This window comes from Rahnella sp. AA (assembly GCF_002834385.1).
In the GTDB taxonomy this organism is placed as follows: domain Bacteria; phylum Pseudomonadota; class Gammaproteobacteria; order Enterobacterales; family Enterobacteriaceae; genus Rahnella.
Genome location: NZ_PITQ01000001.1, coordinates 557,172 through 573,777 on the forward strand (window position 1 = coordinate 557,172; position 16,606 = coordinate 573,777).

Sequence of the window (16,606 nt, forward strand, 5' to 3'; positions counted from 1 at the left end):
TTCTCAGACAAAAACCGTTAAAACGTAATCAGCTTTTTCGTCAGATTGTTTTTGAGCAGCAGCAAGGATGACAACACTGAAAGCAGGAACGTCAGCAGGATGACCAGCAATTTGGCCGTCAGGGAATGGATCGGGATCCACTCGATTAACAGATTAAAAAAGGTGTAGTGGAGGATATAAACGCCGGTCATGGTTTTACCGAGCGAGCTGACCATTTCACTGACCGGCAGCCGCGTGGCGTCCGGTTTAACGCCGTTCGCCGCAATGATAATGAGCAGCACCAGAATGTAGACCTGCGATCCGGTCAGAATAAAGCTGTTGCGCTCGACGTTGAAAATAGAGAGAAAAAAGTGCTTCTCATAAAACCAGGTGAAGGTATAAACAAACGGAATCGCGATGGCGGCAAATCGGGCGATGCGCGGGCGGCTGTAGAGCGAGGAAACCACCGGGTCGTAAAGTAGTTGTCCGGTCAGATAATAAAGCACCCAGGTCCAGATGCGTAACTGCGCGGGCGCGGAGAGGCTTTTACTTTCAGTGAAATAAATTGCCAGCAGGTCATAAGCAAAAGAGAAAATCAGCAGCGCCAGAACCAGCGAGGCCAGGATCACCCGGCGTTTCGCCAGCCATTCCACGGCCGGGTGGAAGGTGTAAATGATCACCAGTGAAAAGATGAACCACGGCTGGATCAGATAACCTTTCTGATACGGTCCCCACAGGTAATAAACCGAGAACCAGAAGATAAATATCGTCAGGATCCCGCGTATCTTTTTCATCTGCCATTCCGGCGTGTGCTGGGAACCGGCATCCATATAGCCGGTCACGACAAAAAACAGCGGTGTGGCGATGGTGGAAATAAAGGTCAGGAAAGCCAGGATCTGGTCATAGTTATAATTGTAATTATCGTACGTGTTATAGACGGTGAAAAATGTCACGGCGGTCAGGCAGCCGAGCGTTTTAATAATGTTCAGTCCCGTTGTGTTCATTGTTGAATTCGTTGTCCTTCACGATGGAAACAGTTGTAAATCACCGGCAGAACCAGAAGCGTCAGCACGGTCGCAAACCCCAGACCGAACATGATAACAACCGCCATGCTCTGGAAAAATACATCAAGTAACAACGGCGCGAGCCCGAGCACGGTGGTAAACGCCGTCAGCAGGATAGGGCGCAGGCGCGATGTGGCCGCGTAGATAATCGCTTCCGTCTGGTTTTTCTCTTTCTTCTGCTGGCCGATTTCTTCGACCAGCACGATACCGTTGCGGATCAGCATGCCGCTCAGGCTGAGCAGGCCAATCAGCGCCATAAACCCGAACGGAATGCCGGTCAGCAGGAAACCAAACGTCACGCCAATCAGCGCCAGCGGCACGGTCAGCCAGATGGCAATCGCATTTTTCACCGAACTGAACATCAGCACCGTGATGATAAACATCATCAGGAAACCAATCGGCAGCGTGGTGAACAGCCCCTGTTGCGCCTCGGCGGAATTCTCCGCATCGCCGCCCCATTCAATGCTGTAGCCGTGCGGCAAGGTCAGCGCTTCGACCTGTGGTTTTATCCGCGCGAGCATATCGCCGGACGTTTCGCCGGTGGCCGCATCGGGGTCGGTCTGCACGGTGAGCATGCGGATACGGTCGCGGCGCATGATCAGCGGATCTTCCCATTCCACTTTGAAATCACTGACCACGTTACTCAGCGGAATAAACTGCTGGCGCGTCTGGCTCCACACCATGATGTTCGCCATGTGATCGACATCCAGCCTTTCAGAGGCGGGCGGACGCAACACGATGGGCATCAGCGTGGAGCCATCGCGATAAATCCCCACTGTACTGCCGCTGAAATTCATCTGTAATGCGCTGTCGATTTCGCCTTTATCCACGCCCAGTTCGCGGCCCAGATACGGGGAAAATACCGGCCTGACCATTTTGCTGCGATCCTGCCAGTCGTTGCGTACGCCGTCGGCCGCGCCGTCATCGAGGATGATTTTATCCACCCGGCTGGCGATGCTGCGCAGCGTATCCGGGTCGGAGCCTTTAATGCGCACTTCAATGGCGCTGTCGCCGGAAGGCCCGAACATGATGCGTTTGAGCCGCGCGTTGACCTCGGGGTAATTTTTCTGGATATCCTGCTCGGTACTGTGAACCAGCCCGGCGATTTTCCGCTGATCGTCCATCCGCACCATAATCTGCGCGTAGTTGGAATACTGTCGCTGGCCGTTGTAAGTCAGGATGAAGCGCATGCCGCCCTGGCCGATAGTGGTGACGGTGTTTTCCACGCCCTCCTGTTTGCTGATGTTCTGTTCTATTTCGCGGGCGACGCGGGCGGTGTGGTTGATATCGGTGCCGTAAGGCAGCCAGAGATCGACGAAGAAAATCGGCGTGTTGGAAGACGGGAAAAAGTTCTGCCGCACAAAGCCGAATCCCCAGACGGACGCCGCGAGCAGCGCCGCCAGTATTACCAGCGTGACCGTCTGGCGCACCAGCAGCGCCGACAGCAAACGCCTATAAACGCGGAAAATCCAGCCGCCGTACGGGTCAGTCTGTTCATCCGGTTTTTTCTCCGGCACCGGCATATTGGCAAACGCCCATTTGACCAGCACCGGCGTGAGGGTCAGCGCCGTCACCCAGCTAAGCATCAGCGAAATCAGCAATACCTGGAACAGCGATTTACAGTATTCGCCGGTCGAATCCTGCGACAGCCCGATAGGCGCAAACGCCAGAATGGCGATAACCGTCGCGCCCAGCAGCGGCAGGGCGGAGCGTTTGATAATGTGAGAAATCGCGCTCATCAGCGGATTGCCCTGCTGCCGGGAAATCAGCACGCCTTCCACCACCACAATCGCGTTATCCACCAGCATACTCAGTGCAATGATTAGCGCGCCGAGCGAAATGCGCTGAAGCTCGATGCCAAATAAATACATGATCAGCAACGTGCCGAGTACGTTCAGCGCCAGCGACACAGCGATGATAATCCCGCTGCGTAATCCCATGAAAATCAGCAAGACGCCGACCACAATCGCCAGCGCCATCAGGAAGTTAATGATGAAACCGTCAACAGACTTCTTCACTTCGGCAGCCTGATCGTAGAAGACTTTCAGCTCGATCCCTGCCGGTTTGTCGGCGCTGAGCTGCTTCATTCTGGCTTCGATGGCGTGACCGATATTCATGACATTCACGCCGGGAATATAGGAGACGCCAATGGTCAGCGCATTGCGGCCATTGGCGTGATAAATATTGCCGGGATGATCCGTCACGCCCTGTGAGACGGTGGCGATATCGCGCAGATAAACACTGTGTGTGGAACCGGCCGGGCTAATGAGGACATTATTGAGTTCATCGATATTCTGAAAACCGCCGGTCGGATGCAGACGGATGGATTCACTGCCGACCGTCATACTGCCCGCGTCGGAAACCATATTTTGCCGGTTCAGCACATCGGCCAGACGCGCCAGCGTGACGCCGTAAGCCGCCATTTTCGCCCGTGAAATCTCAATGTAAACCTGCTCGGGAATGACGCCGCCGATCGCGACTTTGCCCACGCCGGGCACCAGAACCAGTTGCCGGCGAAGCTGCTCGGCATACGCACGCAGTTCGGGGTTGGTAAAACTGTCACCGTAGATAGAGAAAAAATACCCGTAAACGTCACCGAAATCATCGTTAACGAACGGCGGACTGACGCCGGGCGGGAATTGCAGCGTCGCGTCATTGACCCGGCGGCGCAACTCATCCCAGATTTGCGGCAGCTCGGAAGAGTGGTAGCGGGCATCGATATTCACGGTGATTTGCGATAAACCGACGGCGGAAATCGACGTGATGTTATCGACGTAAGGCAGGCGCTGAAGCGCGTTTTCCAGCGGAAGCGTGACTTCTTCTTCCACCTGTTGCGAGGATGCGCCGGGATACTGAACGGAAACCACCGCCGTTTTGATGGTAAACGCCGGATCTTCCAGACGCCCGATATTGAACAATGCAATCAGACCGCCCACGCCGAGCAGCAGGATCACCAGCCAGACGCGCGTCGGATTGCTGATAAAACTCTCGTTGATCCCCATTACAGGCCCCGTTCCCGTGTCCAGATGCGAACCGGCTGTTGCGCATGTAATTCACCGACGCCGGCGGCGACAACGCGATCGCCCTGTTTTAATCCGGCGGTGATTTCAATGCCCTGCGAGGTGAGTTTGCCGACGGTGACTTTGCGATCTTCAACGTGCAAGTTGTCGCCTTCTCCGGCGATCACCCAGACGTGCGGGTCGTTGCGCTGCGTGTTGTCCGGGTTAAACACGGCTTCGACCGGAACCACCAGCGTGGAGTCCGGCGTGGCCGTGGCGAGATTGGCCGGGTTCACCGTGACGGTGCCGCTCAGCCCGGCTACCGCCGGGAAGTTTTCCGGACGCGGCATGGTCAGCGTCACCTGCCAGGTCAGCGTGTTGGCTTCGCTGCTGGCGGTGTGTTCTTTATAAGTCGCAGTGAATTCGCGGTCGGGAAGCTGGTTGATACGCACCCGCGGGCGATAATCGGCGTTACGCATATCAAGGCTGGTGAAAAGGTTTTCCGGCACGCTGAAAATAACGTCCAGTACGTCTGAGCGGCTGAGTGTTGCTACCGGCTGACCGGCGGAAACCACCTGATGATTACGCACATTCAGCCGGGCAATCACGCCGCTGAACGGTGCCACCAGGTTGAGATCGTTGAGTTCTTCCTGCGCGATTTTCAGCGCCGCCGCCGCGGAATCCCGGCTGGCTTTATGCACTTCGAGTTCGGCCTGAGAAACGACGTTGCGACGGGCGAGGGTCTGATAACGTTCGAACTGGCGTTGGGCGAGTGTCGCGGCGCTGCGGCGATCGTTGAGACGCTGGCGGGCGTCGTTGTTAGTGAGGCGGGCGAGAACTTGCCCCTGTTTCACAGCTTCGCCTTCGCGCACGTCGAGAGTCTGCAACTGACCTGCGCGCTTAAAAGAAATTTCGGTGTTATCGCCTGCAAGAATGCGAGCCGGGAAAACGCGGGTACTTAACGGGCTGGCGGCTTCTGCCGTGGCTATTTTGACCTGACGCGGCGGCGCGGGAGTGTCCGCCGTTTTCTGGTCGCAGGCGCTCAACGCTAAAGCGAGGGCCAGAACGAGAGAAAAACGAATCTTCAAAATACTTCCCCTCATGAAACAACACGCGAAATGATAAATTCCGGCGGAATATATAAGGGCTCTTAAGAAACAGGCGCATCCATATTCTGCCTTAGACGTATTTTCAGTGAGACTATTAGTGACTTATTGTTTTTCTTTGTTTAATTGTTTTTTCAGGTAACCCGTTAACACTATTTAACACGGTATATTATAGTTTATACAGCTTTAGGTATCTTGCCAGAATCAACATGACAATTAATTCATTATCCGCTTCATTCATGAACCATTTCAGGGATCAAGGAGTCAGGCATCATGAATAATCCAGCACCACTTTCCGGGACGAAAACAACGGAAAAACTGTGGTATCAGCAAACCGTCGAAGAGAGCCTGGCCGGGCTGCAGTCCGGACCAGCCGGGTTGTCACCCGAAGAAGCTAAAAACAAACTGCAGCATTACGGCCCTAATGTTCTGCCGCAAAAAGAAGGTAAGTCTTTATTTATTAAATTTATATCCCATTTTAAAGATATCCTGATTTATATATTGCTGGCCGCTGCCGTTGTCACAGCAATAATGGGGCATTGGGTCGATACGCTGGTGATATTAGCGGTCGCGGTCATCAATGCGCTAATCGGCTTCATCCAGGAAAATAACGCTGAAAAATCATTGAAGAGCATTCAAAATATGCTCTCCAGCGAGGCGCTGGTATTACGCGGCGGGCAGCAGATCACCGTAGGCACTGATGAAATCGTACCGGGGGATATTGTGTTGTTGCGCCCCGGCGACAAAATCCCTGCCGATTTGCGGCTGATTGACGTGCATAACCTGCGCGTTGAAGAAGCAATTCTGACCGGCGAATCCACTGTCGTGTCGAAAAAAACCGATTCGCTGGAAGGCGAGAAATCCATCGGTGACCGTAAAAACCTCGCGTTCTCGGGCACCACCGTCAGTTCCGGTACTGCCAGCGGGGTGGTGTTTGCCACCGGTGGTCAGACGGAACTCGGCCATATCAATGAAATGCTCTCCTCGATTGAAGACAACAAAACGCCGCTGCTGGTGCAGATAGATAAACTGGGTAAATCCATTTTTATCATCATTCTGTTCATGATGGTGGCACTGCTGATCTTCGGTTTCCTGCTGCGTGATATTCCGTTTGGCGAACTGCTGCTTTCGGTTATCAGCCTGGCCGTCGCCGCCGTGCCGGAAGGGCTGCCGGCAATTATCTCGATCATCTTGTCGCTCGGCGTGCAGGCGATGGCGCGTTCGAAAGCCATTATCCGCAAGCTGCCGACGGTCGAAACGCTTGGCGCGATGTCAGTGATTTGTTCGGATAAAACCGGCACGCTGACCATGAATGAAATGACCGTGAAAGCGGTGATTCTGGCGGATAACGTCTGGACCGTCGAAGGCAGCAGCTACGAGCCGATGGGCAGTTTTTCTCTTGCCGGTTCTGCGGCGCAGGTGCCGCCAGATTCCTCGCCGCTGCTGACGCAGTTTCTGCGCACGGTCGATATCTGTAACGACAGTACTTTAAAACAGGATGCGCAGGGTCACTGGGGCATTACCGGCGGGCCGACGGAAGGCGCACTGAAAGTGCTGGCGGCGAAGGCGCATTTGCCGGAATTGCCGTTTACCCTCAGCAGCAAAATTCCATTCGATTCGCTCTACAAATACATGGCGGTGGCTGGCGATAAAAACGGTGAGGCGCAGATTATGCTCACCGGCGCGCCGGACGTCTTGCTGAAACTTTGCCAGTTCCAGCAGACGCCGGAAGGTGCCGTTCCGCTGGACCACGCATACTGGGAATCGGCGATTACGCAATACGCCAGCGAAGGGTTGCGCATGGTGGCGGCGGCCTGGAAGCCGGTTGATCAGCCAGTGACGGCGCTCGATCACCCGGAACTCAGCCACGGCATGGTGCTGATTGGTATTGCGGGCATGATGGATCCGCCGCGTCCGGAAGCGATTGTGGCGATCGGTGAATGTCAGCAGGCGGGGATCCGCGTCAAGATGATCACCGGCGACCATCAGGAAACCGCGATGGCGATCGGTAAAATGCTCGGCATCGGCAACAGCGAAAACTCCATCACCGGGTATGAACTGGAACACATGAATGACGATCAGCTGCGGGTTGCCGCGACGCAGTTTGATATCTTCGCCCGCACCAGCCCGGAGCATAAACTGCGGCTGGTGAAAGCGTTACAGGAAACCGGTGAAATCGTCGGGATGACCGGCGACGGCGTGAACGATGCGCCTGCGCTGAAACAGGCGAACGTCGGCATTGCCATGGGGATTAAAGGGACGGAAGTGACCAAAGAGTCGGCGGATATGATCCTGGTGGATGACAACTTTGCCACCATCGCCAACGCGGTCAGGGAAGGGCGGCGGGTTTACGACAACCTGAAAAAAACCATTCTCTTTATTATGCCGACCAACCTTGCACAGGGGTTGCTGATTATTATCGCCATCCTGATGGGTAATCTGCTGCCGCTAACGCCGGTACAAATTCTCTGGATGAACATGGCGACGTCGGCCACGCTGTCGTTCGGGCTGGCGTTTGAAGAGGCAGAAAGCCGCGTAATGCGCCGCCCGCCGCGCAATGTCAGCGCGCACGTCATGGATAAATACGCCATCTGGCGCGTGGCGTTCGTCGGGTTGCTGATTTCCATCAGCGCCTTCCTGCTGGAAGCGTGGCTGCAACCGCGCGGTTATGAACCGGAATTTATCCGTACCGTGCTGCTGCAAACGCTGGTAACCGCGCAGTGGGTTTACATGATCAACTGCCGCGATTCGGATAACTTCTCCCTCAGCCGTGGCCTGCTGGAAAACAAAGGGATCTGGATTGTCACCGTCGTGCTGTTCGGTCTTCAGGCGATCATTATTTATGTGCCGCTGATGAACACGCTGTTCGGCACGCGTCCGCTGCCGTTCATCTACTGGATCATCGGGCTGCTGATCGGTGTCGCGCTGTTCGTGATTGTGGAGATAGAAAAAGTACTGACACGGAGCTGGCGTAAGAGCTAGAGAGACACAAATATCCTGAACGGCGGGCAGGCCGTTCAGGATGGTTTGTTGAAAATCAGATTTCACATTACAGCTTAAATACCGTCACCGTCTGGCGTAGCTGGTGTGCCTGCTGATCCAAAGAGGCAGCGGCGGCGGCGGCCTGTTCCACCAGCGCGGCGTTTTGCTGTGTTACGCCATCCATCTGCGTTACCGCCAGATTGACCTGCTCGATGCCGATGCTTTGCTCTGACGACGCTGAGGCAATCTCATCCATAATATCGTTCACCTGCTGGATCGATTGTACGATTTCGTTCATTCGTTCTCCGACCAGTGTCACCTGGCTGGAACCTGCGGTGATCCGGGTAACCGACTCGCCAATCAGGTTTTTGATGTCTTTGGCGGCGGTCGCACTGCGCTGCGCAAGGGTGCGCACTTCGCTGGCCACGACGGCAAAACCGCGCCCGGCTTCACCCGCACGGGCGGCTTCGACGGCGGCATTCAGCGCCAGAATGTTGGTCTGGAACGCGATGCCTTCAATCACGCTGACGATTTGCACGATGTCCTGTGATTCGGTGGAAATGCGCTGCATGGTGTTCGTCAGCTGGCCCATCGCTTCGCCACCGTGTTGCGTCGCGGACGTTGCTTTGACTGCCAGCTGGCTGGCCTGACGGGCATTTTCGGCGTTCATTTTGACCGTCGCGGTGATCTCTTCCATGCTGGCGGCGGTTTCCTGAAGTGACGCTGCCTGCTCTTCGGTGCGCTGCGACAGGTCGGTATTCCCCATTGAGATTTCGCTGGAGCCGGTGGCAATGGCATCGCTCGAGAGCTGAATTTCCTGTACCAGTTCGCGCAGCTTCTGTTTCATCTCGTTGAGTGTGTACATCAGGCTGGAACGGTCGTTATCCGCGATTTTTACGTCGATGTTGAGATTGCCGGCGGCAATCTGTGCGGCAATATTGGCCGCGATATCCGGCTCACCGCCCAGCGTGCGGCGGATGCTGCGGGTCATCACCCCGGCAATAATGCTGACCACCACGAAAATAGCCAGCGAGATCGCCAGCAGTTCCCAGGCCATTTTCCAGAAACTGGCGTTAATGTCGTCGTAGAAAAAGCCGGTACCGAGCATCCAGTTCCATTCAGGGATGGAGACCACGCCCTGCAATTTTGGCTGTAACGGCTCATCGGCGCTGCGCTTGACCAGTACATCGACCAGCCCGAAGTGGTTCTCTTTTACTGCCTGCTTGTAGGCTTCGTTATCTACCAGGCCGGAAGGCGTATGGTTTCCGCCTGAACGTTTGCCGATGAGATCAGGGTTCGGGTGAACAATCGTTAAATCTTTATCATCGTTGGCCCAGTAGTAACTTTTCGATTCGCTGTTCAGCTCGGAAAGCATTTTCTTCGCGCCTTCCTGTGCTGCGGCCTGACTCATTTTCCCGGATGTTTGCTGCTGTACATAATAACGGGCGATGTGCTCGGCTTTCGTCAACAAGTTGACGACCTCAGCCTTTCTGCTTTCGATCAGGGAATAATTTAATGAATACAATGCTGAGCCCACTACGCAGGAAACTCCAAGCAGGGCCGAGCCAACAAGGACAAATAATCTTGTGGAGATTTTCATAGTTAACCTTTTTATTTATGAGTCATAGCACAAGGGAATTATCGGCATCGGATTGTTATTACTTTAATACGAAGTTGTAAAATTCATTTCCTGTTCATTTTTAATTTTGGTTAAATGTAATATCGGGGATCTTAAGAGTGGTGATGCCCACTGATTAGTAATGTTTAATTATTAAGATGAGGTGGATGGATCCCGTGGGGGAAATCTGACTTTATTTACAGATGAATTTGCATCAAATTTGATATTTTATTGGTTTTTTATCAATGCGTTAGGTGTTGTGGTGATGAGTGCTTTTTGATAAAAAATGCCACTCATTGGCTAGTGGCATCCGGGGGTTAAAATATTCAGAAAATAAATATCTCACAGATCTTCGTATGAAATTCCACCGCGGGACTTATTCGATTCAGGTGTTTCGACCAGCGAAATAATAATGTGGTCTTCAGGTACGGATAACGTGTCTTTAACTGCCTGCGTGAGATTTTTATCCTCATTTCAACCTGATGCTTATTGCATTAATCCGGATGCGTGATTTGCACTTTCAGTGCGGAAACGTGATGCCCCTCGCGTTGCAGTCATACCATCCGGAACATTCCCCGTACAGAAAGTACCTGAAGGAACCTATTTAAGCCGGGAATACTCAGCTTGTGATTTATTGGGACGGGATGACGTTCACGAACGACAAAAAATAATCTTAGAAAAAACAGTCAGTCATCATTTTATTCAGGTCATATTTAACCTGCTATTTTTTAAAACTCTGAAACTGGCACAGGCATTGCCTTATGAAATCCGTACGGTTTTTTATTTCACGTTGTTCAGAGGGTTTTTTAATATGACACGTAAATTGGCAATATACGGTAAAGGTGGGATTGGTAAGTCAACCACAACGCAAAATACGGCGGCGGCGCTGGCTTATTTTCATGGCAAAAAAATATTCATTCACGGCTGTGATCCTAAAGCAGACTCCACGCGTCTTATCCTTGGGGGGAAACCTCAGGAAACGCTGATGGACGTATTACGCGACATGGGCGCAGAAAAGATTACTAATGAAATGGTGGTGAAAAAAGGCGTTTTTGATATTAACTGCGTTGAGTCTGGTGGCCCGGAACCTGGCGTGGGTTGTGCGGGGCGCGGTGTTATTACGGCCATCGATCTGATGGAAAATAATAAAGCATACAGCCCTGATCTGGACTTTATTTTCTTTGACGTATTGGGTGACGTTGTGTGTGGCGGTTTCGCCATGCCAATCCGTGACGGCAAAGCCGAGGAAGTTTATATCGTAGCCTCAGGTGAAATGATGGCGATTTATGCCGCCAATAATATCTGTAAAGGCCTGGTTAAATACGCCAAGCAAAGCGGCGTCCGCCTCGGCGGCATCATTTGTAATAGCCGTAATGTCGATGGCGAAAAAGACTTCCTTGAAGAGTTTACCGCCGCGATTGGGACAAAAATGATCCACTTTGTCCCGCGTGACAATATCGTTCAGAAAGCCGAATTCAACAAAAAGACCGTCACTGAATATGATCCTAACGCCAACCAGGCCAGGGAATACAGCGAGTTAGGTCGTAAAATTATCGAGAACAAAGATCTGGTTATCCCGCATCCTCTGACAATGGATCAGCTCGAAGCCATGGTAGTGAAGTACGGCCTCTCAGACTAAATCCGGTCCGCCTTGTGTGGCTGCAAGGCGGTGGATTAGTTAAACCAATGGATGTCAGGAAAAAGTCAGTAACCTGAAATATGACGGGTATATACCCATTGAGATGAGGAATAAACCATGCCTTACCATGAGTTTGACTGTAGTAAATGTATTCCCGAAAGAAAGATGCATGCGGTAGACAAAGGCCCTGATGAAAATATTACCTCAGCTCTGCCGTTAGGGTATTTAAATACCATTCCGGGAACTATTTCTGAACGTGGTTGTGCTTATTGTGGTGCCAAACATGTTATCGGTACGCCAATGAAGGATGTTATTCACATCAGTCATGGCCCGGTCGGTTGCACCTATGATACATGGCAAACTAAACGTTATATCAGTGATAATGATAACTTCCAGCTTAAATATACCTTTGCCACCGATATGAAAGAAAAACATATCGTGTTCGGCGCGGAAGGCGTATTGAAGAAAAACATTATCGAAGCGTTTGACGCACATCCTGAAATTAAGCGCATGACGATTTATCAGACCTGTGCTTCGGCATTGATCGGTGATGATATTAGCGCGGTTGCGCAGGATGTCATGGATGAAAGGCCAGAGGTGGATATTTTTGTTTGTAATTCACCGGGCTTTGCGGGCCCAAGCCAATCCGGCGGTCACCATAAGATTAATATTGCCTGGATTAATCAAAAAGTCGGGACCGTTGAACCTAAAATTACCAGTGACCATGTGATCAACTACGTCGGTGAATATAATATTCAGGGCGATCAGGAAGTGATGGTCGATTATTTCAAACGTATGGGTATCCAGGTGCTTTCTACCTTCACCGGTAACGGCTCATATGACGACCTGCGTTCCATGCAGGGGGCACATCTGAACGTGCTGGAATGCGCCCGTTCGGCTGAATATATTTGTAACGAATTGCGTGTCCGCTACGGCATCCCGCGTCTGGATATCGATGGCTTCGGTTTCGAACCGCTTTCCGATTCATTGCGTAAAATCGGCATGTTCTTCGGTATCGAAGACCGCGCAGAGGCGATTATCGCTGAGGAAGTGGCGCGCTGGAAACCTGAACTGGACTGGTACAAAGAACGCCTGAAAGGCAAGAAAGTGTGCCTGTGGCCCGGCGGTTCCAAACTCTGGCACTGGGCGCACGTCATCCATGCAGAGATGGGCGTTGAAGTGGTGTCGCTCTATACCAAATTTGGCCACCAGGGCGATATGGAAAAAGGGATTGCCCGTTGCGAACCCGGCACGCTGGCTATAGACGACCCGAACGAACTCGAATCGCTCGAAGCCATGTACAAACTGAAACCTGACGTCATCTTCACCGGTAAACGGCCGGGGGAAGTTGCGAAGAAAATCCGCGTGCCTTACCTGAATGCACATGCGTACCACAACGGCCCGTATAAAGGCTTTGAAGGCTGGGTGCGATTCGCCCGCGATATCTATAACGCGATTTATTCACCGATTCATCAGCTGGCAAAACTGGATATCAGCCAGGATCCGATCCCGGTTGATAAAGGCTTTCTCACCGCAAAAATGCTTTCTGACAGCACGCTCAGCCCTGAGATCACGGGGTCAGGTGAAATGCGCGAATACACCGGCGGTTTCGACAGCGTGTCAAAGTTGCGTGAACGGGAGTACCCGGTCTTTGAACGTAAAAACATTCCGGCCCCGGTTGCAACTGAGGAGGGCGAATGATGGCAACTTCAGAAGAGTCACAGGTCGGGCTGATGGTCGACTACATCATGAAGCATTGCCTCTGGCAGTTTCATTCCCGCAAGTGGGATCGCGAAAAGCAAAATGCCGGGATCCTCGGCAAGCTTGAACAGATCTTATGTGGCGAACCGCTGGAGCTGGCGACGCCCGCCGACCGCTGTTATTGGGTAGATGCGGTCTCTCTGGCTAATGCCTACAACGCCCGCTTTTCCTGGCTGGCAGGGATGGATACAGAAGCGAAACGCAGCCTGGTCAGGGCACTTCATATGCGTATTGATTATCTGACCATCACCGCTTCGCTCAATGCAGAACTTACCGACGAACGTTATTAAGGGGCCGGATATGTCTTGTGAATTAAAAGCCAAAGATCGCGCCGGGGTTATTAACCCGATCTTTACCTGCCAACCGGCCGGGGCGCAGTACGCCAGTATTGGCATTAAAGATTGCATCGGCATCGTTCACGGCGGGCAGGGGTGCGTAATGTTCGTCCGCCTGCTTATCTCACAACATCTGAAAGAGAGTTTTGAGATTGCCTCGTCGTCCGTCCATGAAGATGGTGCGGTATTCGGTGCGCTGGATCGCGTTGAAACGGCGGTCGATGTCCTGCTGATGCGTTACCCACACGTCAAGGTGGTGCCGATTATCACCACCTGTTCGACGGAAGTTATCGGGGATGACGTGGACGGGGTGGTGCGCAAGCTGAATGAAGGTTTGCTGAAAGAAAAATATGCTGACCGCGAAGTGCACCTGATCCCAATCCATACGCCAAGCTTTGTCGGCAGCATGGTAACGGGATATGACCTGACCGTGCGTGACTTCGTGAAATACTTTGCGAAGAAAACTGAACCGAACGGCAAAATTAATCTGATCACCGGCTGGGCCAACCCGGGTGATGTCACCGCACTGAAAGCCCTGATGGCTGAAATGGAAGTCGATGCCACGGTATTGTTTGAAATCGAGGATTTCGATTCCCCGCTGATGCCTTCCGGCAATACCGTTTCGCACGGTAACACCACTATTGAAGATCTGACCGGCACGGCCAACGCTGTCGGGACGATTGCGCTGAACCGCTATGAAGGCGGGAAAGCGGCGCGTTATCTGGAAGAAAAGTTTGATATTCCGACGATCATTGGCCCTTCGCCGGTTGGCATCCGAAACACCGATACCTTCCTGCAGAATCTTAAGCAAATGACCGGCAAGCCTATCCCGCCCTCTCTGGTGCGTCAGCGCGGTATCGCGATCGATGCGTTAACGGATCTGGTACACATGTTCCTGGCCGATAAACGCGTCGCGATTTACGGCAACCCTGATTTAGTCGTCGGGCTGGCAGAGTTTTGCCTTGATCTGGAAATGAAGCCGGTTCTGCTTTTGCTGGGTGATGACAACTCCACCTATGAAAATGATCCGCGCATTATCAACCTTCAGCAGAATGTGAAGGATGAGATGGAAATCATTACTAACGCTGATCTGTGGGAGCTGGAGGATCGTATTACCAACCGCGACCTGAAGCTGGACCTGATCCTCGGACATTCCAAAGGGCGGTTCACGGCGATTGATAACCAGATCCCGATGGTTCGTGTCGGCTTCCCGACCTATGACCGTGCCGGTCATTATCGCCATCCGGTGGTCGGTTACGCCGGTGCTATCTGGCTGGCAGAACAAATGGCTAACGCACTGTTTACCGATATGGAATACAAGAAAAACAAAGAGTGGTTGCTGAACGTCTGGTAACCCCGGTGTGTTTTTTCTGCAAAAGAACGTTCGTTAAGTGGCCGGGGATTTCCCCGGTTTACCCACCTGACCGGAGCCGGAAAAATGTCTAAACACCTGTTTGAAAGTGACGAGAAAAAGTTTGCCCGCTGTTATCAGGATGCCCTTGGCTACCACCGGCGGGCGCAAATATTTTCTGACCAGCAACAGGCTGTCAGCCTGGTGTTTAACGTGGCGGCGATTGCGGTGGAAAGTTACCTGATTGCCATCTGTGCGCATTACGCCACCATGCCGTTTAATCACAATTACGCCAGCCTGCTTTCTTCCGTTGAAGAGGTGATGCCACTAGAGCCGTCACTGAGCGCCAGCATTCTCGCGCTGGACACCATCTTTGGCATTTGCTCCGTCGATGACTACCACCACGGCACTCCGGGTGTGTCAGATAAAGAATCGATTCTGACGATTTGTAATCGCCTTTGTGCTCTGACGGAGTCGCTGGCCTGAATTATTTAATTTTGAGGATAATCCATTGTTTAGCGCCAAAACTATGCCGCAAGGCCATCCCCACGGCGCGATGCGTCGGGATGAACGGGAAATCACCGATCCGCAGGAAATAGAGAAAATTATTCAGGCAGGCAAAGTCATGTATCTGGCGTTATCCAGCGATGACGTGCCTTTTGTCGTGCCGGTGTTTTATGCCTGGGACGGCGAGGCCTTCTATTTTCACTCTGCAAGAAGCGGCACCAAGATCAACATCCTGAAGAAGAACAATAAGGTGAGTTTTGCGATCTCTCTTGATCACGGCGTCGTTGAAGATGAAAAAATCTGTGATTTTGAAGCACGCCACCGCACGGTTATCGGGTTTGGCGAAGCTGAATTTATCGAAGATATGCAGGAAAAGTCTGCGGTACTGGACAGGATCGTGGCAGGTTTTACCGATCAGAAATTTGAATATCCGCAAGCCAATTTAAAAGCGACGCTGGTGACGCGGATTAACGTTCTGTCGATAAAAGGGAAATCACACGGTTTATGAGGCTTTCAGCCAGCTAAACGGGAGTGACTGATGAAAATTGCGGTATTTATCAATCTGCGTGGGGAGATTGCCACGTTATTTGAAGCCGGTAATCTCACACTTTTTTCAGATAACAGCGGCGTCTGGCTGCCAGTGAATGAAATTCCTTTTCAGATAAGCGAGGACACCGATCTTCAGCAAATCCGCCAGCAAACCTGGCAACTGCGTGAGGCCATCCGCGATTGCCGCCATCTGGTGGTACAGAAAATTCACGGTGCGCAGATCGCCTGGTTTGACGGCCTTGGCGTCCAGCTCTGGCAGGACAAAGGGACCGTTCAGGCGCTGTCGGGAAGCCTGGATGCTATTCGCGAGCAGGCGCATCGTCAGGAGGTTGAAGCATTGCCTGCTTTATCAACCGCATTTATTACACCGGGTAAGCAGGCCGGAGAATTTCATGTTGACCTGATCACGGCGCTGAAAAGTGATGTGAAAATGACGTCAAAGCAGATCCTGTTACCGCTTTTTACCAGCCGGGCGTTTCGTCAGGTCGAGGTTATTTGCGATCATTTGCCTAAATGGTTTGCGCGTGAACTGCCAGCCCTGCAACTCAGGGTCGCAACGCAAACCGATGACAAGGGGCTCATCAGCGCTGTTGTCTCACCCGCGTCGTCCTGATCGTTTTCCTGGCTTTGTTCCAAAATGTACAGCGTTGCGCAGCGTTGTTCCTTTTCGTACAAAATAATCCGTCATGCTTTGACGTGGCGGGTTATTTTATTTT

At 52.4% G+C, this 16,606-nt stretch carries 12 protein-coding genes; 8 read left to right on the forward strand and 4 right to left on the reverse strand.

Annotation, left to right across the window (positions count from 1 at the left end):
* Positions 1 to 17: 17 nt before the first annotated feature.
* Genes CWS43_RS02500 through CWS43_RS02510 form a run of 3 tightly spaced genes read right to left on the reverse strand, consistent with a single transcriptional unit; the run spans position 18 to position 5,145 of the window.
* Complete coding sequence (locus CWS43_RS02500; RefSeq protein ID WP_101075273.1) at positions 18 to 983, reverse strand: acyltransferase family protein; 966 nt, start codon at positions 981 to 983, stop codon at positions 18 to 20.
* Positions 980 to 4,045, reverse strand: a complete 3,066-nt coding sequence (locus tag CWS43_RS02505) for an efflux RND transporter permease subunit (RefSeq protein ID WP_101075274.1) — start codon at positions 4,043 to 4,045, stop codon at positions 980 to 982. The genes CWS43_RS02500 and CWS43_RS02505 overlap by 4 nt, the downstream gene beginning before the upstream one ends.
* Entirely contained in the window at positions 4,045 to 5,145 is a 1,101-nt protein-coding gene (locus tag CWS43_RS02510) for an efflux RND transporter periplasmic adaptor subunit (RefSeq protein ID WP_101075275.1), read from the reverse strand. The genes CWS43_RS02505 and CWS43_RS02510 overlap by 1 nt, the downstream gene beginning before the upstream one ends.
* Positions 5,146 to 5,421: 276 nt before the next feature.
* On the opposite strand from CWS43_RS02510, the gene CWS43_RS02515 reads away from it, so the two are divergent.
* Positions 5,422 to 8,130 (forward strand): cation-transporting P-type ATPase, encoded by a 2,709-nt coding sequence (locus CWS43_RS02515; protein ID WP_101075276.1) that lies wholly within the window; start codon positions 5,422 to 5,424, stop codon positions 8,128 to 8,130.
* A 67-nt stretch (positions 8,131 to 8,197) separates the two neighbouring features.
* On the opposite strand, the gene CWS43_RS02520 is transcribed toward CWS43_RS02515, so the two are convergent.
* A complete protein-coding gene (locus CWS43_RS02520) occupies positions 8,198 to 9,730 on the reverse strand; it encodes a methyl-accepting chemotaxis protein (RefSeq protein WP_101075277.1) in 1,533 nt (510 codons plus the stop codon).
* Between the two features lie 829 nt (positions 9,731 to 10,559).
* Between CWS43_RS02520 and nifH the strand changes: the two genes are divergently transcribed.
* The 7 genes from nifH (at position 10,560) to CWS43_RS02555 (ending at position 16,503) form a co-directional block, all read left to right on the forward strand.
* Positions 10,560 to 11,387 (forward strand): nitrogenase iron protein, encoded by an 828-nt coding sequence (gene nifH, locus CWS43_RS02525; protein WP_101075782.1) that lies wholly within the window; start codon positions 10,560 to 10,562, stop codon positions 11,385 to 11,387.
* Between the two features lie 117 nt (positions 11,388 to 11,504).
* Positions 11,505 to 13,088 carry a nitrogenase iron-iron protein, alpha chain gene (anfD, locus tag CWS43_RS02530; protein ID WP_101075278.1) on the forward strand — a complete coding sequence of 528 codons (1,584 nt, stop codon included), beginning with the start codon at positions 11,505 to 11,507 and terminating at the stop codon, positions 13,086 to 13,088.
* Positions 13,085 to 13,438 (forward strand): Fe-only nitrogenase subunit delta, encoded by a 354-nt coding sequence (anfG, locus tag CWS43_RS02535; protein ID WP_198555757.1) that lies wholly within the window; start codon positions 13,085 to 13,087, stop codon positions 13,436 to 13,438. The genes anfD and anfG overlap by 4 nt, the downstream gene beginning before the upstream one ends.
* A gap of 10 nt (positions 13,439 to 13,448) precedes the next feature.
* Complete coding sequence (gene anfK, locus CWS43_RS02540; RefSeq protein WP_101075279.1) at positions 13,449 to 14,837, forward strand: Fe-only nitrogenase subunit beta; 1,389 nt, start codon at positions 13,449 to 13,451, stop codon at positions 14,835 to 14,837.
* An 84-nt stretch (positions 14,838 to 14,921) separates the two neighbouring features.
* Positions 14,922 to 15,320, forward strand: coding sequence for a hypothetical protein (locus CWS43_RS02545; RefSeq protein ID WP_101075280.1), 399 nt, complete (start codon positions 14,922 to 14,924; stop codon positions 15,318 to 15,320).
* A 25-nt stretch (positions 15,321 to 15,345) separates the two neighbouring features.
* Positions 15,346 to 15,849, forward strand: a complete 504-nt coding sequence (locus CWS43_RS02550; protein WP_232776632.1) for a pyridoxamine 5'-phosphate oxidase family protein — start codon at positions 15,346 to 15,348, stop codon at positions 15,847 to 15,849.
* A 30-nt stretch (positions 15,850 to 15,879) separates the two neighbouring features.
* A complete protein-coding gene (locus CWS43_RS02555) occupies positions 15,880 to 16,503 on the forward strand; it encodes a Fe-only nitrogenase accessory AnfO family protein (RefSeq protein ID WP_101075281.1) in 624 nt (207 codons plus the stop codon).
* Positions 16,504 to 16,606: the final 103 nt, after the last annotated feature.